This window comes from Acinetobacter sp. SFD (assembly GCF_001647575.1).
Classification (GTDB): Bacteria; Pseudomonadota; Gammaproteobacteria; order Pseudomonadales; family Moraxellaceae; genus Acinetobacter; species Acinetobacter pecorum.
Window position 1 is genome coordinate 277,320 of sequence record NZ_LSZJ01000001.1, and the last position, 21,322, is coordinate 298,641.

General features: G+C 45.7%; 16 protein-coding genes, 1 tRNA gene and 1 rRNA gene. 9 read left to right on the top strand and 9 right to left on the bottom strand.

Annotated elements, in window-relative coordinates; all coding sequences use genetic code 11:
- Both AY605_RS01405 and AY605_RS01410 read right to left on the bottom strand, forming a co-directional pair.
- A tRNA-Ile gene (locus tag AY605_RS01405) sits at positions 1–77 on the bottom strand.
- A gap of 60 nt (positions 78–137) precedes the next feature.
- Positions 138–1,675: ribosomal RNA gene (locus tag AY605_RS01410) — 16S ribosomal RNA — on the bottom strand.
- 541 nt (positions 1,676–2,216) lie between these two features.
- Here AY605_RS01410 and AY605_RS01415 point away from each other — a divergent pair.
- The 6 genes from AY605_RS01415 to AY605_RS01440 all read left to right on the top strand — a co-directional run bounded on the left by AY605_RS01415 (position 2,217) and on the right by AY605_RS01440 (position 6,766).
- Positions 2,217–3,116: a VacJ family lipoprotein gene (locus AY605_RS01415; RefSeq protein WP_064094696.1), complete on the top strand. Its 900-nt coding sequence runs from the start codon at positions 2,217–2,219 to the stop codon at positions 3,114–3,116.
- Between the two features lie 102 nt (positions 3,117–3,218).
- Positions 3,219–4,187 carry an RsbU family protein phosphatase GigA gene (gene gigA / locus AY605_RS01420; RefSeq protein WP_064094697.1) on the top strand — a complete coding sequence of 323 codons (969 nt, stop codon included), beginning with the start codon at positions 3,219–3,221 and terminating at the stop codon, positions 4,185–4,187.
- A gap of 112 nt (positions 4,188–4,299) precedes the next feature.
- Entirely contained in the window at positions 4,300–4,818 is a 519-nt protein-coding gene (gene gigB / locus AY605_RS01425) for an anti-anti-sigma factor GigB (protein WP_064094698.1), read from the top strand.
- A 20-nt stretch (positions 4,819–4,838) separates the two neighbouring features.
- Positions 4,839–5,666, top strand: coding sequence for a carbon-nitrogen hydrolase family protein (locus tag AY605_RS01430; RefSeq protein ID WP_064094699.1), 828 nt, complete (start codon positions 4,839–4,841; stop codon positions 5,664–5,666).
- Between the two features lie 102 nt (positions 5,667–5,768).
- Entirely contained in the window at positions 5,769–6,194 is a 426-nt protein-coding gene (locus AY605_RS01435) for an organic hydroperoxide resistance protein (protein WP_064094700.1), read from the top strand.
- Between the two features lie 179 nt (positions 6,195–6,373).
- A complete protein-coding gene (locus tag AY605_RS01440; RefSeq protein WP_064094701.1) occupies positions 6,374–6,766 on the top strand; it encodes a DUF4951 domain-containing protein in 393 nt (130 codons plus the stop codon).
- Positions 6,767–6,816: 50 nt separating this feature from the next.
- On the opposite strand, the gene gspE is transcribed toward AY605_RS01440, so the two are convergent.
- Entirely contained in the window at positions 6,817–8,304 is a 1,488-nt protein-coding gene (gspE, locus tag AY605_RS01445; protein WP_064094702.1) for a type II secretion system ATPase GspE, read from the bottom strand.
- 102 nt (positions 8,305–8,406) lie between these two features.
- Between gspE and AY605_RS01450 the strand changes: the two genes are divergently transcribed.
- Together AY605_RS01450 and AY605_RS01455 are read left to right on the top strand one after the other, a co-directional pair.
- Entirely contained in the window at positions 8,407–9,228 is an 822-nt protein-coding gene (locus AY605_RS01450; protein WP_064094703.1) for a hypothetical protein, read from the top strand.
- A 9-nt stretch (positions 9,229–9,237) separates the two neighbouring features.
- Positions 9,238–10,161 carry a mechanosensitive ion channel family protein gene (locus AY605_RS01455; RefSeq protein WP_064094704.1) on the top strand — a complete coding sequence of 308 codons (924 nt, stop codon included), beginning with the start codon at positions 9,238–9,240 and terminating at the stop codon, positions 10,159–10,161.
- A 48-nt stretch (positions 10,162–10,209) separates the two neighbouring features.
- On the opposite strand, the gene AY605_RS01460 is transcribed toward AY605_RS01455, so the two are convergent.
- The gene (locus tag AY605_RS01460; RefSeq protein WP_064094705.1) at positions 10,210–12,918 is read right to left on the bottom strand and encodes a DUF2339 domain-containing protein; all 2,709 of its coding nucleotides are present in this window, start codon (positions 12,916–12,918) and stop codon (positions 10,210–10,212) included.
- 161 nt (positions 12,919–13,079) lie between these two features.
- On the opposite strand from AY605_RS01460, the gene polA reads away from it, so the two are divergent.
- Positions 13,080–15,842 (top strand): DNA polymerase I, encoded by a 2,763-nt coding sequence (gene polA / locus AY605_RS01465; RefSeq protein WP_064094706.1) that lies wholly within the window; start codon positions 13,080–13,082, stop codon positions 15,840–15,842.
- 241 nt (positions 15,843–16,083) lie between these two features.
- On the opposite strand, the gene AY605_RS01470 is transcribed toward polA, so the two are convergent.
- The 5 genes from AY605_RS01470 to ppx are packed head-to-tail and all read right to left on the bottom strand — an operon-like array spanning position 16,084 to position 21,200.
- Entirely contained in the window at positions 16,084–16,653 is a 570-nt protein-coding gene (locus tag AY605_RS01470; RefSeq protein ID WP_064094707.1) for a YggT family protein, read from the bottom strand.
- 19 nt (positions 16,654–16,672) lie between these two features.
- Positions 16,673–17,512, bottom strand: a complete 840-nt coding sequence (proC, locus tag AY605_RS01475) for a pyrroline-5-carboxylate reductase (RefSeq protein ID WP_064094708.1) — start codon at positions 17,510–17,512, stop codon at positions 16,673–16,675.
- 2 nt (positions 17,513–17,514) lie between these two features.
- Complete coding sequence (gene tilS, locus AY605_RS01480; RefSeq protein WP_081406313.1) at positions 17,515–18,888, bottom strand: tRNA lysidine(34) synthetase TilS; 1,374 nt, start codon at positions 18,886–18,888, stop codon at positions 17,515–17,517.
- Positions 18,825–19,649, bottom strand: a complete 825-nt coding sequence (locus AY605_RS01485) for an acetyl-CoA carboxylase carboxyltransferase subunit alpha (protein WP_064094710.1) — start codon at positions 19,647–19,649, stop codon at positions 18,825–18,827. The genes tilS and AY605_RS01485 overlap by 64 nt, the downstream gene beginning before the upstream one ends.
- A gap of 30 nt (positions 19,650–19,679) precedes the next feature.
- Positions 19,680–21,200: an exopolyphosphatase gene (gene ppx, locus AY605_RS01490; RefSeq protein WP_064094711.1), complete on the bottom strand. Its 1,521-nt coding sequence runs from the start codon at positions 21,198–21,200 to the stop codon at positions 19,680–19,682.
- Positions 21,201–21,322: the final 122 nt, after the last annotated feature.

The window sequence follows — 21,322 nt, forward strand, 5'->3', positions numbered from 1 at the left end:
TGGTGGGTCTGACAAGACTTGAACTTGTGACCCCACGCTTATCAAGCGTGTGCTCTAACCAACTGAGCTACAGACCCTCAGATACATCGTATGAAGAACAACTTGTTGTGGATTCTTACCAATCGTCAATCTTTCGTTAAGGAGGTGATCCAGCCGCAGGTTCCCCTACGGCTACCTTGTTACGACTTCACCCCAGTCATCGGCCACACCGTGGTAAGCGTCCTCCTTGCGGTTAGACTACCTACTTCTGGTGCAACAAACTCCCATGGTGTGACGGGCGGTGTGTACAAGGCCCGGGAACGTATTCACCGCGGCATTCTGATCCGCGATTACTAGCGATTCCGACTTCATGGAGTCGAGTTGCAGACTCCAATCCGGACTACGATCGGCTTTTTGAGATTAGCATCCTCTCGCGAGGTAGCAACCCTTTGTACCGACCATTGTAGCACGTGTGTAGCCCTGGTCGTAAGGGCCATGATGACTTGACGTCGTCCCCGCCTTCCTCCAGTTTGTCACTGGCAGTATCCTTAAAGTTCCCGGCTTAACCCGCTGGCAAATAAGGAAAAGGGTTGCGCTCGTTGCGGGACTTAACCCAACATCTCACGACACGAGCTGACGACAGCCATGCAGCACCTGTATGTAAGTTCCCGAAGGCACCAATCCATCTCTGGAAAGTTCTTACTATGTCAAGACCAGGTAAGGTTCTTCGCGTTGCATCGAATTAAACCACATGCTCCACCGCTTGTGCGGGCCCCCGTCAATTCATTTGAGTTTTAGTCTTGCGACCGTACTCCCCAGGCGGTCTACTTATCGCGTTAGCTGCGCCACTAAAGCCTCAAAGGCCCCAACGGCTAGTAGACATCGTTTACGGCATGGACTACCAGGGTATCTAATCCTGTTTGCTCCCCATGCTTTCGCACCTCAGTGTCAGTATTAGGCCAGATGGCTGCCTTCGCCATCGGTATTCCTCCAGATCTCTACGCATTTCACCGCTACACCTGGAATTCTACCATCCTCTCCCATACTCTAGCCAACCAGTATCGAATGCAATTCCCAAGTTAAGCTCGGGGATTTCACATTTGACTTAATTGGCCACCTACGCGCGCTTTACGCCCAGTAAATCCGATTAACGCTTGCACCCTCTGTATTACCGCGGCTGCTGGCACAGAGTTAGCCGGTGCTTATTCTGCGAGTAACGTCCACTATCCAAGAGTATTAATCTCGGTAGCCTCCTCCTCGCTTAAAGTGCTTTACAACCAAAAGGCCTTCTTCACACACGCGGCATGGCTGGATCAGGGTTCCCCCCATTGTCCAATATTCCCCACTGCTGCCTCCCGTAGGAGTCTGGGCCGTGTCTCAGTCCCAGTGTGGCGGATCATCCTCTCAGACCCGCTACAGATCGTCGCCTTGGTAGGCCTTTACCCCACCAACTAGCTAATCCGACTTAGGCTCATCTATTAGCGCAAGGCCCGAAGGTCCCCTGCTTTCTCCCGTAGGACGTATGCGGTATTAGCATCCCTTTCGAGATGTTGTCCCCCACTAATAGGCAGATTCCTAAGCATTACTCACCCGTCCGCCGCTAGGTAATGTAGCAAGCTACATTTCCCCGCTCGACTTGCATGTGTTAAGCCTGCCGCCAGCGTTCAATCTGAGCCATGATCAAACTCTTCAGTTTAATACTATGTAGCACCTTAAAGGGTGCCAATCTTGGCTCATCAATTTTCTGACAAATATTTCTCAAATAAACTTCGAGTAATTTCTACCATCAATCAATGAAAATAATTTCGATCAATCAACCAGTAAAAATCCACACAAGTTGTTCTTCATAATCTCTTAATGATCTTCTTGCTGATTCGTCACCAGCAAGCTAGGTCGGCTATATTACTCTCTATCTCTAGAAAGTCAACCAGTCATGAACACTATTTTTAAACTTTCTTTCTAAAACCCAACTTAGTCAATCTTAACTAAGTCACTGTTTTATCAGAAGTTTTAATCTTCATCACCGCCGATGGATGTGCATTCTACAGCATTTCAGGAGGCTTGCAACCCTATTTTTGAAAAAATCATCTTGTATGTATATTTTTTAATCTTTTCGTGTGTTTTCATTCATTTTTTATACAAATTTGCTTAAATGATGTCTATTCGTGAATATAACGTTTATTATTTTCATCCTAATAAGTAGTGCTACTTACCCAGAAAAGGCCTCAGGTTACTTTATGCATCGTTCTATTTACTTCTCTATATGTTTATTTTCTTTAGCCATAACCCCACAGGTTTTTGCTGAGACGACTACCGATGTGGAAAATCTAAACGACGAGCCTGCAAAAACACCGCTTAGAACGAAAATCTCGAATAAAGCCCAACAATTACAGACACAATTGAAAGTCGATGCTAGAGCAGCACAGGCCGAAGAGGTTAAAGATCCTTTTCAGCCATTAAACCGAAAGATCTATCAGTTTAATGATGTAATTGACCGCACTGTGTTACGTCCTGTAGCCGTACAATATGTGGAAAAGGTTCCTCAAGATGTTCGCGGCAGTTATAACCAGTTCCGCAGTAACCTAGGTGAACCCTGGAATGTGGTCAACCAGTTGATTCAGGGTCGTCCTGCTCGTGCCGCCAAGTCTTTGGGCCGTTTCACGATTAATACCTTAACTACTTTAGGGCTGGCAGACCCGGCACGTCGTCTGGGCTTAAGTCATGAAGATGAAAAGTTTGGAATTACTTTAGGTTATTATGGGGTGCCTTCCGGCCCATATATCATGCTGCCATTTTTAGGTCCAAGTTCTGTTCGTGGAGTAATTGGTAGCGTTGTAGATAGCCAGGCCCGCCCACAAAAATATATTCTCGAAGATAACGACGGTCTTTACTGGAGTGACCAGTTTTGGCGTGTGGTTGATACTCGGTCGGAACTACTGGATGTTGAAGGGGTACTGACGGGTGATCGTTATGCACAGATTCGCGATATTTATTTGCAACGCACCAACTATACGATTGCAGAAAAGAAAGGCACAGAACAGGATACTCTATTCCTGGAAGATGATTTTGAAGACGAAAATTCGGATGATGTACCTTTTAGTGAGGACACTATTGAATCTTCCCCCGACGCTCCTTAAGTTTATGTTTCATGTATGATTGCTAGTGAAATCTCTTCGCTAGCCATCTTTTGCTTGTTATAGTAGCTCTTATAACCAATCCCGGGATTGAATCACTTTTTTATGTACTTCATTCAACCGACTCGTGATATTCCTTATTTAGATCAAGTACTTGATACGCTTCCGCATGTTCAGATGATCTATCTGGATGATCATGAACTTTATGACTCTACGATTATCGCGATTGCAGATGTGCATGACTATCTGCAATACAAATGGAATTTGCCTACGATTGTACTGGCCTTAGAGAATGAAGGTACCGCTTTGGCTCAAGCTTGGGAACAAGGAGCTTTAGCCGGCTGGATCTGGAATAAACTTCCTGATAATCCAGATCTGGCGCTGCAAAAAATTGACGCACAATACAAGCGTAACCAGGATAGCCGGGATCTTCCCTCTGCAGCAGAATTACAAAAAAGATTGTTACCGAATGCGATTGAACTAAACAATTATAAGGTCGAAACCTATTTTCAGCCTTCTGCCTATCTTTCAGGAGATTGGTATGATTATTGGAAAATTAGCGATAAAGAAGTCATTTTCTATTTAGCCGATGTGTCGGGACATGGAGTGACGAGCAGTTTGCTGACCTCCTGGATGGCTGCTTTTCATGGACGCTCCAAAACCCCGCGCGAGCTGATCAAGAAGCTTAACGGAATGCTGATGCAGGAGAATATTGAAAAACACATCACCATGATTGCTGGAATTCTCAATCTGGAAACCCACGTATTGAAATGGTCCAGTGCCGGACATTATCCGCCACCCATTATATTTGAACCCAATCAAGAACCTAAAATTTTTGCTACGAGCAGCTTCCCTTTAGGTCTGACTGAAGAGCTTGAGGTTGAGGAAAATGAATGGGTATTAAGCCGAAATTCCCGTTTTATTATTTGTTCAGATGGTGCACTGGAGCCTTTTGATGGCGGATTAAATGAACAATTCTCGCAATTATTACACCATTTACAGCATCAGTCTTTTCAGGTACCAGAACATGTGGCCGATGATATCGCCTTTTTAAGTTTTATAAGAGTGAATTAATACTATATTTACAGACTTTATAAGCACTTAATTTGATTACTACTTTCAGCCACTTGAGTATCCATGGACCCTATGGGATAATTTAATATCCTTCTCTGCAAATGGCATTTATATGTCAACAGGTCATGTTGAATATGCAAGTCTGAATGGAACGCATATTTTTAAGCTTATCGGCGAAGTGCGTGCCCAGTCTTGTATTAGTCTAGACAAATTACTGAACAGAATTGAACAGCAAGACAACGTAGTTGGCGCTATCGTTGATTTAACCGAAACCACTTTTATTGACAGTACTGTACTGGGTGTTCTGGCAAAGCTAGGCCTAAAGCTCAAACAAGTACATAATATTCAAGCTGTTATGCTTTCTACCAATTCTGACATTACCACTCTGGCCAACAGTATGGGACTGAGCCAAGTGTTTGTAATCCTGAATTATTGTGGCGATCCCAATGTATGCACACGCGCCCTGATGGAAGAACATATTACCCATCAGAATATGTTGAATACTGTTCTGGATGCGCATAAAACCTTGATGAAGCTGAATCAAAGCAACAAAAACATGTTTGAACCTTTAGTCAAACAGTTACAGAAAGAGCAAGATAGTTTGGATAAAGTTTCCGAACAAAAGGTATAACCATCTTCCAAGAGGACACTATGACTTTACTTTCTGTTGTACAAATGAATTCTCAAAATGAAATTAATGCCAATTTCATGGAGATTGAATCTTTAATTCAACAAAGTAAGGCCAATGGCGCTGAACTTATTGTGTTCCCTGAAAATTTTGTCTGTTTTGCCGCAGGAAAACAGCGCGAAACTGCTGCCCAGTTTGAAGCCATTCAGCAACGTCTTGAACAGCTTGCCCATCAATATGAAATCTGGATTGTGGCTGGGACCTTACCCTGTCCCTATCGCCCAGACGGCTCAGTCATTGAAGACGGTCGGGTACGTACTGTCAGCCTTTGTATCAGTCCAGAACGCACTGAAGCGCGTTATGACAAAATTCACCTGTTTGATGTACAAGTTGGTGATGCAGTTGGTGGTTATCAGGAATCCAAGTTCTTTGAGCCTGGTACAGATGTGGTAGTAGCAAAGACCCCTTTTGGCAATATCGGTTTAATGGTCTGCTATGACCTGCGCTTTCCGGAACTGGCTTTAAACCTGCGGGCCAAAGGTGCAAATCTTTTAACTGCACCTTCTGCATTTACCTATACCACCGGTGAAATGCACTGGCAGCTTCTGCTGCAAACACGTGCTATGGATACCCAATGCTCGGTGCTTGGTGCAGCCCAGCAAGGCTGGCATGGTGAAAAACGTCAGACTTGGGGTCATGCAGCTGCCACCAACAGTCGCGGTCAGCTTCTGCAGATGATCCATGCAGAGGGTGCAGGTCTGATTACGGTAGACTTTGATTTAAACGAACAACAAAAAGTGCGTGAATCCATGCCTTTAATGCAACATCGTAAATTGCTCCAGCTCTCTTAAAAACTTTTTTATATTTGCATAAAATAACAAAATCCCTGCTTATTCTTCGAGCAAAATAGCTGAGCATGAAAGCTCCATAAAAAATAAGCAGGAATTTATCTCATGTCATTAGAAAAAGCAGTATATACCGCACATGCCAAAGCCACCGGCGGTCGCGATGGCCATGCGACCTCTGACGATCAGATTCTGGATGTACAATTGGCGGTGCCCAAAGAAATGGGCGGCCCAGGCGGTGGAACTAACCCAGAACAACTGTTTGCTGCAGGTTACTCAGCCTGCTTTTTGGGTGCCATGAAGTTTGTGGCCAATCGCGACAAGCTCAATATGACTAAAGATGCTTTTATTGAAGGTGATGTCGGTATTGGACCGATTCCTACCGGGTTTGGTATTGAAGTGACCTTAAATATTCATCTTGAAGGCATGGATCAGGAAGAAGCGCAAAAACTGGTAGACGCGGCTCATATCGTCTGCCCATACTCAAATGCGACCCGTAATAATATTGATGTGAACTTAAACGTCATTACCTAAACTCTTTTGCTTAACTGCTATCCTGAAAAAGAGTTTCAGGATAGCCAAGCTTCAATTATAAATTTCAACTTTTAGTTGCTTCACTTTCCCTGAACATCCAACTTCCTTTTCAAAACAACAGCAAAAACTTAAGAAATTATATATAATGATTCTTATTTTCATTTATCTGATTTATATTGATGTTCAAACCTGTTCTTTTAAGTTCTTTCTTACTGACCGTTGCTACCGCCTCTTTTGCAGATCTTCATCTCTCAGAAAAAATCCGCCCACAGGTAAATTCTCTGATCAATACAGAGATTGAACGCTTGCCCATTCCACCTACCCCAAACAACATGAACTTACCCGAATTTGGTCAAGGAATTATCGGCTGGGGAACAGGTCCCGATGGTGCGCAAGCCCGTTTTTTCAATATCACTCAGGCAGATGTTGAAACAATGAAACAGGAGGGACTGACTTTAGAAATGATTCAGACTTGGCAGACATTTTATGAAAATGAAACTCTGCGCAATCCGGGCAATCCGACTGCACCACTTCGTGCCCAGCTCATGAAAAAAATCGCCAGCCTTTGGTAAATTTCCAAAAGTCCTGACGATCCTTATAATGAAAGTAATAGATTAAAAGATTAATCTGCCGCTTCGTTGGTCACTCGCAATACTTCTTCAATCGTAGTTTTACCTGCCAATACTTTGCGTAAACCATCATCACGAATGGAGCCTGATGACTGTCGGGCATAGCTTTCTATTTCATATTCAGCCGCATTGCCGTGAATTAAACGACGCATATGATCATCGACGGACACAATTTCATAAATTGCGGTACGCCCGCTAAAGCCCATATTGCCACAGCGCTCACAGCCTTGCGGTTGAGGGAGTTTTAAATCCTGGGGATGTTCAATATGTTCAAACAGATTCTTCTCAAAAGCATCTGCTTCACGCCAGGTTGCGCAATGTGGGCATAGGGTTCTGACCAGACGCTGTGCAATCACGCCAATCAGGGAACTTGAAAGCAGAAATGGTTCAATTCCCATATCTTTAAGACGGGTCACTGCACCAATGGCAGTATTGGTATGCAAGGTGGATAACACCAGATGCCCCGTTAATGAAGCCTGTACCGCAATTTCTGCGGTTTCCAGATCACGAATCTCGCCGACCATCACCACATCGGGGTCCTGACGCAGCATTGCTTTTAACGCACGGGCAAAAGTCATATCCACTTTGGTATTGACCTGCGTTTGTCCAATGCCTTCTAACTGGTATTCAATCGGATCTTCAGCCGTAAGAATATTTTTGGAACCATCATTCAGGTCAGAAAGTGCCGCATATAAGGTGGTGGTTTTACCCGAACCCGTCGGGCCGGTCACCAGAATAATTCCATGTGGACGATGCACTAGGGTCTTGAGTCGATCATAGTCCTTATTCATTAGGCCCAAATGGGTCATGTTTAAACGGCCAGCCTGCTTGTCCAGCAGACGCATCACCACCCGTTCACCATAAGAAGAAGGCAAAGTGGATACACGCACATCGACTTCACGCCCCGCCAGACGTAAGGAAATACGGCCATCTTGCGGAATACGTTTTTCGGCAATATCCAGTTTGGCCATGACTTTAATCCGTGAAACCAGGAGTGGTGCCAGTTCACGACGTGGCTGGACAATTTCGCGTAACTGGCCATCGACCCGTAAACGCACCGACAGTTTTTTCTCAAAAGATTCAATATGAATATCAGAAGCCCCGACACGAATTGCTTCGGATAATAGCGCATTGATCAGACGCACAATCGGCGCATCATCTTCCTGATCCATCAGGTCTTCAGCTTCAGGTACGGAATCGGCCAGACTGAGTAAATCCGGATGATCTTCTAGGCCGGCAGCCACCTGTTGTGATTCCCCGCTATCGCCGGCAAAACTGGAACTGAGCAACTGGTTAAATTCCTGTTCGCTACACAGCTGAAAATGGGCCGGATAGCCGAGCAGACGGCGAGCTTCCTGCAACGCAAGCATGGAGGTATTGTCACGACGCAGAATAAAGGCCTGATCTCCCTCATAACGCAAAAGCACTCCATGGCGCTTGGCGAAGCCATATGGGATTTGTAATTGTTTAAGTACTTGCATCGCGAATTATAATAATGATGAAAAAATTTAAATTGAGTGTACTCTAAGCATATGACAGCGTGAAGTATGTTTTCAAAGATTTAGCAAGAAAGGGTGCCAAGATTGCCGCAAGATAAAGATGAATTAATCCCGAATATAGCGAAAATACGCTGGTGGGGAGAACAGAATTTTGAAATAAATCAATCCAAAGCCTGGCAGTTTGGCTCCTTGCTGTTTCGTCTGACCCGAGGCATTCAGGAGTGGCGACTGGAATATTATCGTCCTTCCGTACAATACGATTATGAGCAGCAATGGCATCAGATTGATGATCCAAATTTTGCCTTTCCACCGCCCGTGAAAATTGAACGCTATATGTTCAAATCCACACAAAATAAACTGCAACTCATGCCACGTCTTGCAGACCGCTCTGTAGTGATCAAGCCAGTCGATCCGATTTATATTCCTGCCGGACAACGCGGTACGCTTTACATCAGCACTCCCTTATGGATTGCAGGTTTTGTCGAAGGTCAGCGTGCACCCATTTTCGATTTACCGGTAATCTTGCCAAAAGACACCTGGTTTGGACCGAATCACCGTTCGGGGGAAATCTGCTATGCCACTGCAGTCGATGGCAGAACTGAACTGAAACAGTTACATCCACGGGCCTTTCGTGCAGTCACACCGATTGAATTTCACAATACCAGCAACCAGCAATTGCGCTTTGACCGGATGAATGTTCCTGTACCGGCTCTACCTTTATTTTATAGTGAAAGTACCGGCCGCTTATGGACCTCACAAATCCGGGTCTTGCATGAAAGTTCGGACCGTCCACCGCGGATTCGGGTGGAAAACCGCACGCCGCCGAATGCTGGTGAAGTGGCCTATCTGCATCCACCGCGCGATCCGGCAGGTGCGTTATTTAATATGTTTGATTCATTTTTCTAAGGGCGTCTGATGCCAAGTTCAAATATTCCGACCGAAGTCACCAACAGCCTGAAGGGAGTGTTTACCAGTATCAATACCGACCGCCTGACTGAAGTTCTGGTAGCGGTGGTGTTGTGCTTTATTGGTTTCCTGATCGCACGCTTTATTTCCAATACCTTTATCCGGACCATCGGGGTACGTTTTAATGCCCATCAGAAACTGGTCTGGCGCCGCGGGATTTTCTATTTTATCTTCCTGCTATTTGTGATGGCCAGCCTGAAAGAGGCTGGCTTTAAACTCAGTGTCTTCCTTGGCGCTGCCGGAATTCTAACGGTCGCACTGGGTTTCGCTTCACAAACCTCGGCATCCAACCTGATCAGTGGTCTGTTCCTGATTGGTGAAGGTTCTTTTGAAGTTGGTGATACTATCCAGATTACCTTGATTCGTGGGCATACCATTGAAGGTGAAGTGATTTCGATTGACCTGCTCTCGGTTAAACTTTTGACCCAAGATAATATTTATGTACGGTTGCCAAATGAACAGCTGATTCGGGCACCAGTGCAGAACCTGTCAAAATTTCCGATACGGCGTATTCCAATTACTCTGGCGATCAATTTTCATGAAGATATTATCAAGGTGCGCGAAGTTCTGCTGGATGTTGCCAACAAGTATCCACTGGTTCTGGCCGACCCGAAACCGGCAGTCACCGTTACTGCGTTCCGTGAATCTTCGATTGAACTGCTGTTTGCGGTGTGGTGCCAACAGGAAAACTATCTGAAAGTACGTGATGAAATGCAGGAGCGGATTCGTAACGGCTTTGTCGATAACCAGATTGAAATTCCGGTGCCAAAAATGGGCTTTGTCGATCCTCCACTTTCCCGTCCTTTGGAAAATGAAGAAATTGATCAATACGCCAATGACAAGGCCCTCAAAAGAGAGCCTGGTCTGAAATAATCCTTAGATTCCCTCTCCTTTTTTAAAGGAGAGGGTTAGGGAGAGAATTCAATACTCCTTCTCCGGCATCGGCGCAATATACGCAATCAGCAGCATCACCCCGCCCGCCAGCAAGAAGGAAATCACCCGGGTCAGGGTGCCAATATGTGACAGGTCAAATAGCACGAGCTTCAAGGTCACAATCACCAGAATACTGCCGCCTAAAATCCACATCGGTTTCAGTTTTTTGAGTGTTGCTGTCCACATGGTAATCCAAGCCAGCAATACCCAGAGTATGGTCAGACTCAGCTGAACTGTTGCATTGTTCCATAATGCCAGCTCATTAAACGGTGTCTGCAGATACACATGTAAAGCTCTTAAAACTATATAACTGGAAAGCCATAACAGGCTTAGTACCATTAAAACTGCCATCATGCCTTTATCACGTCCCGCCTTGATTTGCTGTAACAGCATCCAGATAAAACTGGCAAACATGGCGATACTGATCAGATCAAAAGGATTCAGAATCGGCAGCCAGTAATACTGAAAGGCTTGCTGACTAAATAACTGTGAACAAACCAGCCAAGTCGCCATCAGCAATAAACAGCTCTTGGTTTGCCAAAGCTGCTGCCAGCCTGACTGCACATCCTGCCGATAGCACCACAGGCAGAATAATAAAGGTAAAATCACCATGCTCAGATAAGGCATGTTCGGGATCAGACATAAACTTGCCAGAGCCAGACTGCTAAAAACGCCAAAGCTCATCCATTCCTTGGAGAGCTGCAAGCCAGCCAGCGGTCTAAGCCACAGAATGGCCAATAATATCGCTGAAAGTGCAGAAACCCCACGTTCAAGATCACTATTCCAGACAATAACTGCATTTTGACTACGATCCAAGGTCAGAATTGCCGCAATGACCAGCAAGGGCGAGATGCCGCTCCACTTCGGCAGTAACCAGGACCATTCCTGATTTTTGCGCAGGATCATTTCATTGAACAGTACATAACCCAGTGTGATGATAAATAAACTCAGCACATAGGCATGCTGACTCGGGAATTCATCTTCTAGCAAGGCAAATAGCATCAGACTGGCCGCGACACTCACGCTGCTTAAAAAACTGACACTCAGACTATCCATCTGCTGCTGGTATTGCTTTTTAAGCTGGCTGATGACCACGACTGCCACATAGCACAGACTCAAAATCCAGAAAATGATTCGCGGTGTTGGATTAATCTCGACCAGATAATACAGACTGCTGAATCCGGCCATCAGTAATAAGCCCATGCTCAGATAGTGTGCTACCCGGACATTTTTTTCCAAGGCCCATAAATAAATCAGCACACCTTCAACTGCCCAGCCAATCACACTCCATTGTTCTGTCAATAAGATCGGTGGCACCAAGGCCAGGAAAATCAGCATCAGGCTCAGATAGCTCTGCGAAATGAGCTGGATAGTTTTTTTACGGCGCAACAGTGTCCAGCAAGCGGCAAAGACCAGTGCAAAGAACAGGCTTAATCCAGCTTGCCAGAGTTTTTGATTGGGCTGATTAAAATGAATCAGATACAGAAAAATATAAGCAGTAATAGGAGCAGCAAAAATCAGCGCTAAGTCCAATACCGGTTTTAACTGAAAACGTGAGAGATCCTGTCGTGCCAGCAACTGGCTAAAGCGGTAACCTAGCCAGATAAACAGTGCAGTATGTGCCAGAATCAGCGCAGTCATGGCATAACGCTCATATGTATAACCATGAATCAGGCTATATATCCCGCCAACGACCACAGTCACTAAAAAGGCAATTTGATTGAGAATCTTCCACGGCCGGAAACTGCTCAGCACTGCTACCCCGATATTGATCAGAAGATAATAGCTGATCAGCTCAACAGCAGAAGCATCGCGGGTCGGCAAGGTAAACGGCGCCAGATAAGCAATCAGCAAAGCCATCAAGGCCAGTTCGATGCTTTCCTGTTTCAGACTTAAATACAGGGTAATAACCAGAATGATAAGGAATAGCAAAGTCGCCAACGGTAACGTGGGAATCACCAGATTGTAATAGGCAAAAAATAAGGTCAGGAACAGACTGCCCAAACCCAGTCCTTCCAGTGCCAGAGCAAAACTCCGATTTTTCTGCATCAGGTGATAACCCAGACCTGTTACACAGCCACTTGCCAGTGCAACCAGGCCCAATTTTGCAGCCAGACTGAGTTGCCAGTGCTCAGTGGCAAAACGCAGCAGTAAAATAATCCCAATCACCAAAATACTGATTGCGACTTTGAGAACAGGATTCCCCTGAAAAAGCCAGCGCTGCAGTTGATCTAAAAGATGAGGAGAGTCGTTTACTTCTTGGGCAGGCTCAGTTTTCACCAATGGAACAGAATCGGATCGATCTGGTGATCGCTGTAAGGGATCGTCAGAATGGGATTGTGATTGCAGCTGTATCAAACGCCCTTCCAGACGTTGCAGCCACCTGAGCAAAAAGAATACCCATGCCGTAATTCCAATGCCCATCAGCCAATCCAGTTCAGCCAGTCCACCAACAATGGCAGTAATTGAAGAAATATATAAAGGAACTTTAGAGTTACGCTCCAAGGACATCTGCTGCTGTCCGGCCAATTGATTCAGCGGTGCTTCTACCGCAGTGACATATTGCATCACGCTAAAGATAAACCCCAAACCACACAGATAAGTCACAATCTGATAACCCAGATACCAAGCGCTGATCCCGGCAATCAGCAGGGTAATCAGCCAGATCATGCGCAACTCATTCCGTCCTGCAGCCATTCTTATATTTCTCTTTCCTGAATCGTTCCATCATACAACAGCTTGTGCTGCTTATTTCATCTTCGGCCGATATTCGCTAAGCTGTAAACTCAGACTCGCCTCAGCGAGCGCGGTAAAAATCACGTACAATAGCGCTGTATTTTGAATAAGGAATTGATTACATGCCACCATTTGTCTTGGTCGATGGCTCTTACTTTTTATTTCGTGCCTTTCACGCACTGCCACCATTAACCACGTCAACCGGTTTACATACCAATGCAATTCGTGGTGCGATTTCTGCTATTCAAAAACTGATGCGCCGGACCCAACCGACCCATATGGCGGTAATTTTCGATACCCCAGAGCCAACCTTCCGGCACGAGCTGTCACCGATTTATAAAGGTGACCGTCCCAGCATGCCAACGGAATTATCCGAACAGATTCCTTATCTGCATGCCTTGATCCGCGCTTTGGGCATTCCCCTGCATACCTTGCCAGGTGCCGAAGCCGATGACATTATCGGGACACTGGCCAAACGTGCCGAGGCGATGGGACATCAGGTGCTGATCTCTACGGGCGATAAAGATATGGCGCAACTGGTGACCGAAAAAGTTACCCTGGAAGACAGCTTTAAAGAAAAACCGCTGGATGTCGACGGCGTGTTTGAAAAGTTTGGCGTCTGGCCAAATCAGATTATTGACTATCTGACCCTGATGGGTGATGCATCAGATGGCATCATGGGCGTGCCAGGTGTAGGTGCCAAAACTGCAGCAAAACTGCTCACTGAATATGGCTCGATTGGCGGCATTTTAGAAAATGTCGACAAGATCAAAGGCAAAGTCGGCCAAAATATTAAAGAACATGTCGATGGCATTGCACTGGACCATCAACTGGCCAGTATTGTCATCGATCTGGATCTTAACTTTGGTTATGACGATTTAAAACTGGGTGAGCCGAATGTCGAGACCTTACGTCATTTGTACACCGAGCTGGAATTCCGTAACCAGCTGCAGTCCTTAGATCACCCGAACAACCCGAATAATTCAAACTACCAGCAGGCGGCAAAATCTATTAACGCCAAAGCGGTTACAGCACCAGAACCTCTGGAAGACCATGCGTCTGTGACCAGCAGTGATGACCAGTTAGGACAAGCCACCTATCACACGGTATTAAGCCAACAAGATTGGGACACACTGTTTGAGCGCTTAAGTACCGAAAAACGTTTTGCCTTTGATACCGAAACCACCAGTCTGGATTATCGTATTGCACAGATTGTCGGTTTCTCGGTCGCCTTCGATGCGCAGGATGCTTATTATGTTCCCTTGGCACATGATTATGAAGGCGCACCGGAGCAACTGAATCGTGAAGTAATTCTGGCGCAGATCAAACCAATTCTGGAAGATGAGTCTGTAAAAAAAATTGGTCATCATCTGAAATATGATGCACATGTCCTAGAAAATCATGGCATTCATCTGGCAGGCTGGTATTTCGACACCATGTTGGCTTCCTATGTCCTGAATTCTGTCGCGACCCGTCATGGCATGGATGATGTGGCCCGTCTGTATTTGAGTCATCTGACCACGACTTATGAACAGGTGGCCGGTAAAGGTGCCAAACAGAAGACCTTCAATCAGATTCCACTTGAAACTGCAGCGCATTATGCTGCAGAAGATGCACATGTCACCTATCGTCTTTATGAAGTCTTAAGCAGCAAATTACAGGCACATCCTGAACTGGTCAATATTCTGCACAATATTGAAGTTCCAGTTGCACGTGTACTGACGCAAATGGAAGAAAACGGCATCGAACTGGATCTGGCTTTTCTGGATCAGCTTGGGGGCGAATTTTCCAACACCATGCAAAATCTGGAAAACCAGATTATAGAAATTGCCGGTGAAAGCTTTAATGTCAGCTCACCTAAACAGGTCGGTGAAGTGTTATTTGAAAAGCTGGGCCTAAAAGGTGGTAAAAAAACCACTACTGGACAATACAGCACCAGTGAAAGTGTACTGGAAAAAATTGAACATCCGATTGCCCAGCTGATTCTGGAATATCGTGGTTTGTCCAAGCTGAAAAGTACCTATACCGATGGTTTATGTAAACAGGCCAATCCTGATACCCACCGTGTGCATACCAGTTACCATCAGGCACTGACTGCAACTGGCCGTTTATCATCGACTGATCCAAACCTGCAGAATATTCCGATTCGTGCCGAAATTGGCCGTCAAATCCGCAAGGCGTTTGTGGCACCGGAAGGCCGTGTTTTGCTGGCAGCCGATTACTCACAAATTGAATTGCGTCTGATGGCACATCTATCTCAGGATGAAGCCCTGCTAGATGCATTTATTCATGGTCAGGATGTACACCGCCGTACTGCGGCTGAAGTTTTGGGCATTGCCTTGGAAGATGTCACCAATGACCAGCGCCGTCAGGCCAAGGCTGTTAACTTCGGCCTACTTTATGGCATGTCTGAGTTTGGTCTGATCCGACAGTTGGGTTTTACCCGTCAGGAATCACAGGATTATATCAAGCAGTATTTCCACCGTTATCCGGGCATTTATGACTATATGCAGCGTACCCGCCAGGTCGCATTAGAACAGGGTTTTGTTGAAACCCTGCTCGGACGCCGTTTATATACCCCAGATATCGATGCCCGTAATATGATGGTGCGTAAAGCGGCAGAACGTGCCGCAATTAATGCCCCGCTACAAGGTTCGGCTGCAGATATCATTAAAATGGCGATGATTGAAGTCGACAAGATGTTGCCAAAAGATCAGGCCAAAATGCTGCTACAAGTGCACGATGAACTGGTGTTTGAAGTCGATGAAGACATTGCCGATGAACTGGCACCTAAACTGGCTGAAGTGATGCAATCGGTACTACAGATTTCTGTACCGTTAGTGGTAGAAGTCGGTAAAGGTAAAAACTGGGATGAGGCGCATTAAAGGGTTTCCTCACCCCAGCCCTTCTCCCTCTGGGAGAGAGTGTGAAAACCAATATATTAAAGGTATCCACTCTCCTCTCAGGAGGGGGTTAGGGAGAGGTTAATATCCCATCTTCTTCTTGTACTGCGCTTAAAACTTATTCACGGTTGGGGAAGTTTAACAAATCCCTTCCAACCTCCCTTTTCTAAAGGGAGGAGCAAATAAAAAAGGACGCTTCAGCGTCCTTTTCTTTTCATTCAGATTAAAAACCCGTTAACAATACAATTGCTACCTGGTTCATGATCATTTCAATCACAATCAAGGCCAGAATCGCCAGGATTGGAGACAGGTCAATCATGCCCATATTCGGCATAATCCGGCGGAAAGGTGCCAGCAATGGCTCGGCAAGTTCCTGAACTACTTCAATATAAGGTGAACGGGATTGGGTAAACATCACCACCCAGCTTAAAATAATGGTAGCGAAAATCAAGTAACGACAGAAACGGATCAAATCCTGCATCATGGTGACAAAAGTCAGAATGAGCAAATGCACAGGACCATTCGGCATGCCACCCGACAGATACATCATGCCGAAAATTTTCAGCAAATACAGCACCACTAAAAGTGCCAATGCCGCAGTATTAACCCGCCCTTTGCCCATCGTCGGGAAAATACGCCCGAATACATCTACAATTTTGGTTGCTTTGACGGTAGACAGAACGACGGGATTGTAAGGACTTACCGCAGCCAATTGCATTAAAAAGCGGAAGAATACGAGCAAAATCGCGACGTTAATGATAATGCCAAAAATTAGCGCAGAATTTGCACCCATACTTGAACTTTCCTAAAAATTAAACTGAAGATTTGCTGCTTTCACTGAGCTCTTGAGCCAGTTCCTGACTGCGTTTTTGCGCAGCAGCAAGTGCTGCCTGAATATTCTGAGAAATTTGCGCACGGTCGAACACTTCTAGTGCTGCCTGAGTCGTTCCATTTGGAGAGGTGACGTTTTTACGTAGCTCAGCCGGTGTATTTGAACTGGTGATGGCCATTTGTGCCGCCCCCAAAGCCGTTTGCAAAGTGAGTGCTGTGGCTACTTTTTCATCCAGACCTAAATTCTTGCCAGCACGAATCATACTTTCCATCATATAGAAAAAATAAGCAGGTCCCGAACCAGATACTGCAGTGACCGCATCAATCTGAGCTTCAGAGTCTACCCAAATTGTCAGGCCGGTAGAAGCTAAAACCTGACTCGCCAGCTCACGATCTTCTGCCTTTACTTCATCTTTAGCAAATAGACCATGTGCACCGGTTTGTACGAGTGCTGGTGTATTTGGCATGACACGGACAATACGGTCAGTCCCCAATAGTGCAGACAATGTTGCAATCTCGGCACCCGCAACGATCGAAATAACCAGCTTGCCGTCCAGCAAACCCTGTAATGGTTTCAATACCTCAGCTAATACCTGTGGTTTGACTGCAAACACGACAATATCCGCATTCTTGATGGCAGCACGATTATCATCGGTGACATTCACTTCTTTTTCTGCAAGCAGTGAACGTACTTTCTCGACCGGATCAGAAACTGTAATACGTGTTGGTGGCAATCCCCGTGAAATCAGCCCGCCAATCAAGGCTTGAGCCATATTACCGCCACCAATAAAGCCAATATTACAATTTAAAGCTGCACTCATGTTTAATGCTCGTCGTTGAATTCTAAAGTTGAAGAAACCGAAATGGGTAGCCACCCCCCTGCTTCACAATATGCAGATTGAGCTAACCAAAATCCTTTAGGTGTAAACACGCCTAGCATAACATTATCTGTGCTTAATATTTGAATAGTATGCCGAGTCCATGGAAATATTTGCGCTTCCTGAATGGCTTTCTTCAGAGGCCAGTGTCCAATCCGGCCATGCAGATGAATTTTCTCCCCGCCTTTGCGTGTGCGCAAATATAAGCGTTGACCGAATAAGGCGGCAGATAATCCGAAAGTAGCTGTTTGAATCTTAAATTGTCCTGAAGGCAGCTGGATCTGATCCTGTTCACGTAAAATAATCTGCTGTTCCGCTAGCTTCGGTTGCTGATCCGCCCGATAGACCTCAGCTTTTAAACGATGCAACTGCTGCTGATAACGCACATAATAAAAGCCTTGCCAATGTAAAGCTGCCTGCGCATCCAGTTTTGCCGCAATTACTTCATTCTGTACTCGCTCAACCATTTCTAGAGAAGGACGATATTGCCCTTCTCCTTTCATCCAGACAGATAGTAGTTGGCGCTGCCGGGCTTTAGATAGGTTTAAAAATGCAGATAAATTCAGACTTTCGGCATTGCCACAGCATTGTAAATCCTGTTCCAGCACTTCCTGCAGAATATGCTGTGCATCCTGCATCAGCTCGCTGGTACGTACCAGAGCAGACTGCATTTTAGGATAACGTTCACTTAACATCGGCCAAAGAGTTTGACGGGCCCAAGCCCGGTCATAGTGTATGTCCTGATTGGTCGGGTCTTCGATATTCTGAACATTCAGACCCGATGCCCATTGGCAAATCTGCTCACGGGAAACATCCAGCAGTGGCCGCCAAATCGTGAGATTTTCACGTATATCAAGCTGTTTCATTGCAGCCAGACCATCTATACCGGCACCCGATAATAGACGCAGCATCAAGGTTTCCGCCTGATCCTGCTGATGATGTCCGAGCACCAGAATTTCATCTTGCTGTAAATGTTGTAGATAGGCCTGATAACGTGAATTACGCGCTTGCTGTTCCAAGTTGCCTTGAGCGACATGAACAGGCTGGAGAATACAGGGAATATCCAGTTGCTGACACTGCTGCTGGACAAAAGTACCCCATGCACTGCTGATACTTTGCAGCTGATGATCCACATAGATTGCCCGAATTTTTCCCGGGCACAAAAAAAACATCAGATGCAGAAGCAGCATAGAATCTACGCCGCCACTGCATCCGATGAGAAATTTTGTTCCTGCAGGAAATTCCTGCAGCTGCTTTAAGATGCCAGACCTAAATTGTCGCTGCCAAACTTCATTAAACGCTGGTAACGTGCTTCGCATCGTGCTTGTGGTTCCATAGCTTGCAGTTCATTTAAGGCTTCTTTCAGTACCGCTTTCAAGCTGTTCATGACCTGATCCGGATTTAAATGAGCACCTTCACCCTCATCCACCACATATTCTACAATACCCATCTTCTGCAGTTTTTCTGCAGTCAAGGCTAAGGCTTCACTGGCCTGTTCCGCTTTTTCTGCAGTCTTCCATAGAATGGAGGCACAACCTTCCGGTGAAATTACCGAATAGATACTATGAGAGAGCATTACCACACGGTCAGCTACGCCAATACCGAGTGCACCACCTGAACCGCCTTCACCCAGGACAGTCGCAATTACAGGTACTTTCAGGTTAGACAGTTGCGCCAGACTGGTTGCAATGGCTTCAGCCTGACCACGTTCTTCTGCACCTACACCCGGGTAGGCACCCATGGTATCAATAAAGGTGAAAACAGGCAGATTAAAACGTTCTGCCATATCTAGCAGACGTTGTGCTTTACGGTAACCTTCCGGATTACTCATGCCAAAATTATGCTGTAATTTTTCACGGGTACTACGACCACGGTGCTGACCTACGATTATCACTGGCTGTCCATCGAAACGTGCCAGGCCACCGATCATTGCACCATCATCACCATAGAGACGGTCGCCATGTAAAGCATCAAATTCAGTGAATATTTCACCAACATAGTCCAGAAATTGTGGACGTTCCGGATGACGAGCAATCTGTACTGTCGTCCATGCTTTTGATGGGGTAGCTTTATTTTTCATAGGTCAACCGTTTTCATCCCTATAAAGGTATTAATTAACAAATTGTTCAGATAGAACCGAGAGCTCAATCTCCCAATTTTTAAACTGCAACTGTTCATCATGCAGTTCAGCAATCAATAATGGCCATTGTTTGGCATCACCCGAAATACTGAGCTGCCATTGTTGCGCATTCTTGACCTTGAGTTCAATGGCAGGAAGCATCTCATCGCTACGGCTGTGATTGACCAAAACCGCCAGACGAAGCAGTAAACACAGCTGTAAAAGTTTAGTTCCACCCACTTTCATCACGTCATGCTTGGCATCAGTGCGCAATTTACGCCGATGATGCGCGACCAAATGTGACAAATGATTCTGATCAACCTGTGAAAAACCGGCAATGTCAGAATGCTGCAATAAATAGGCACCATGACGATGATAACCACTATGACTAATCGCCAGACCGATTTCATGGAGATACGCGGCACGACGGAGTAGGTCACTATCATCACTATTCAGACCAAGATCGGCTGCGGCATCATCAAACAGTTTTTGCGCCGTTTGTACCACACGTTCTGCCTGCTTGGCATCGGCATTATAACGACCAATCAGGGCATGGACTGAACGATCACGGATATCTTCATGTTTGAAACGGCCTAACAGGTCATACATGACACCTTCACGTAATGCCCCGTCAGAATAAGTCAGATACTCAATATCCAACACATCAAAGACCGCATATAAAATGGCAATTCCTGCCGGCAAAACTGCACGGCGATCCTCTTTCAGACCTTCGAATTCCATATCCGAAACATATTTATATTTGAGCAGCTTATCTTTAAGCTTTTCCAAGCCTTCTCGCGTCAGCTGTTCGCGATCATTGCTCCATCCCATATTAATGCAGATTTGGCGGCAGGCTTTAATTGTACCACTCGATCCGACGACAGCATCCCAACCGGCAGATTTATAGGTGTTGGCGATTCCGGAAATTTCTTTACGTGCCGCAGTGACTGCTTTGTCAAAAGCTTTGGCACTGATTTCCCCATCCTGAAAATAGGCCTTAGTAAAGGCTACGCAGCCCATCTGTACTGATTCAGTATAAATAGGCTCGAATTCTTCACCGATAATCAGCTCAGTCGAACCACCGCCAATATCAACCACCAGACGACGGCCGCTGTTGGCCATAGTATGCGATACCCCCAGATAAATCAGGCGGGCTTCTTCACGACCGGCAATAATTTCGATCGGTTTCGGCAAAATTTCTGCGGCTTTCTGGATAAACTCATGACCATTTTTGGCTTGCCGTAGAGCATTCGTTGCCACGATCCGCAAGCGGTTCGGCTGAACCGCACCTAAACGCCCGACAAAACGGGCCAGACAGGCCAAACCGCGTTGCTGTGCGGCTTCCGTTAAATTTTTATTTTCGTCTAGTCCTGCGGCAAGCTGAACTTTTTCTGACATTGATGCCACTTTCTTCACTTCGCCATGATCCACCCGAGCGATGGCCAAATGAAAGCTATTTGATCCCATATCGATGGCGGCAAGTAATTCTTCATCAATCAAAAAGTCAGACATTCCAGAAATAAACCTTTAACGAATTGTGCTTAGAGTAATTCACATGCATGCAATTTAAAAGCCATTTGTAACGACATTTTTATGCCTTATTCTTTTTATGCATCGGGAATAATAGTGAGACA

Excerpts from the sequence above, each read along its gene's own strand:
- AY605_RS01440 (WP_064094701.1), top strand. The coding sequence starts at position 6,374 with ATGTTCAAACCTGTTCTTTTAAGTTCTTTCTTACTGACCGTTGCTACC.
- AY605_RS01460 (WP_064094705.1), bottom strand. The coding sequence starts at position 12,918 with ATGGCTGCAGGACGGAATGAGTTGCGCATGATCTGGCTGATTACCCTG.
- gigB (WP_064094698.1), top strand. The coding sequence starts at position 4,300 with ATGTCAACAGGTCATGTTGAATATGCAAGTCTGAATGGAACGCATATT.
- polA (WP_064094706.1), top strand. The coding sequence starts at position 13,080 with ATGCCACCATTTGTCTTGGTCGATGGCTCTTACTTTTTATTTCGTGCC.
- AY605_RS01415 (WP_064094696.1), top strand. The coding sequence starts at position 2,217 with ATGCATCGTTCTATTTACTTCTCTATATGTTTATTTTCTTTAGCCATA.
- AY605_RS01470 (WP_064094707.1), bottom strand. The coding sequence starts at position 16,653 with ATGGGTGCAAATTCTGCGCTAATTTTTGGCATTATCATTAACGTCGCG.
- proC (WP_064094708.1), bottom strand. The coding sequence starts at position 17,512 with ATGAGTGCAGCTTTAAATTGTAATATTGGCTTTATTGGTGGCGGTAAT.
- gspE (WP_064094702.1), bottom strand. The coding sequence starts at position 8,304 with ATGCAAGTACTTAAACAATTACAAATCCCATATGGCTTCGCCAAGCGC.
- gigA (WP_064094697.1), top strand. The coding sequence starts at position 3,219 with ATGTACTTCATTCAACCGACTCGTGATATTCCTTATTTAGATCAAGTA.
- AY605_RS01485 (WP_064094710.1), bottom strand. The coding sequence starts at position 19,649 with ATGAAAAATAAAGCTACCCCATCAAAAGCATGGACGACAGTACAGATT.
- AY605_RS01455 (WP_064094704.1), top strand. The coding sequence starts at position 9,238 with ATGCCAAGTTCAAATATTCCGACCGAAGTCACCAACAGCCTGAAGGGA.
- tilS (WP_081406313.1), bottom strand. The coding sequence starts at position 18,888 with ATGCGAAGCACGTTACCAGCGTTTAATGAAGTTTGGCAGCGACAATTT.
- ppx (WP_064094711.1), bottom strand. The coding sequence starts at position 21,200 with ATGTCTGACTTTTTGATTGATGAAGAATTACTTGCCGCCATCGATATG.
- AY605_RS01430 (WP_064094699.1), top strand. The coding sequence starts at position 4,839 with ATGACTTTACTTTCTGTTGTACAAATGAATTCTCAAAATGAAATTAAT.
- AY605_RS01435 (WP_064094700.1), top strand. The coding sequence starts at position 5,769 with ATGTCATTAGAAAAAGCAGTATATACCGCACATGCCAAAGCCACCGGC.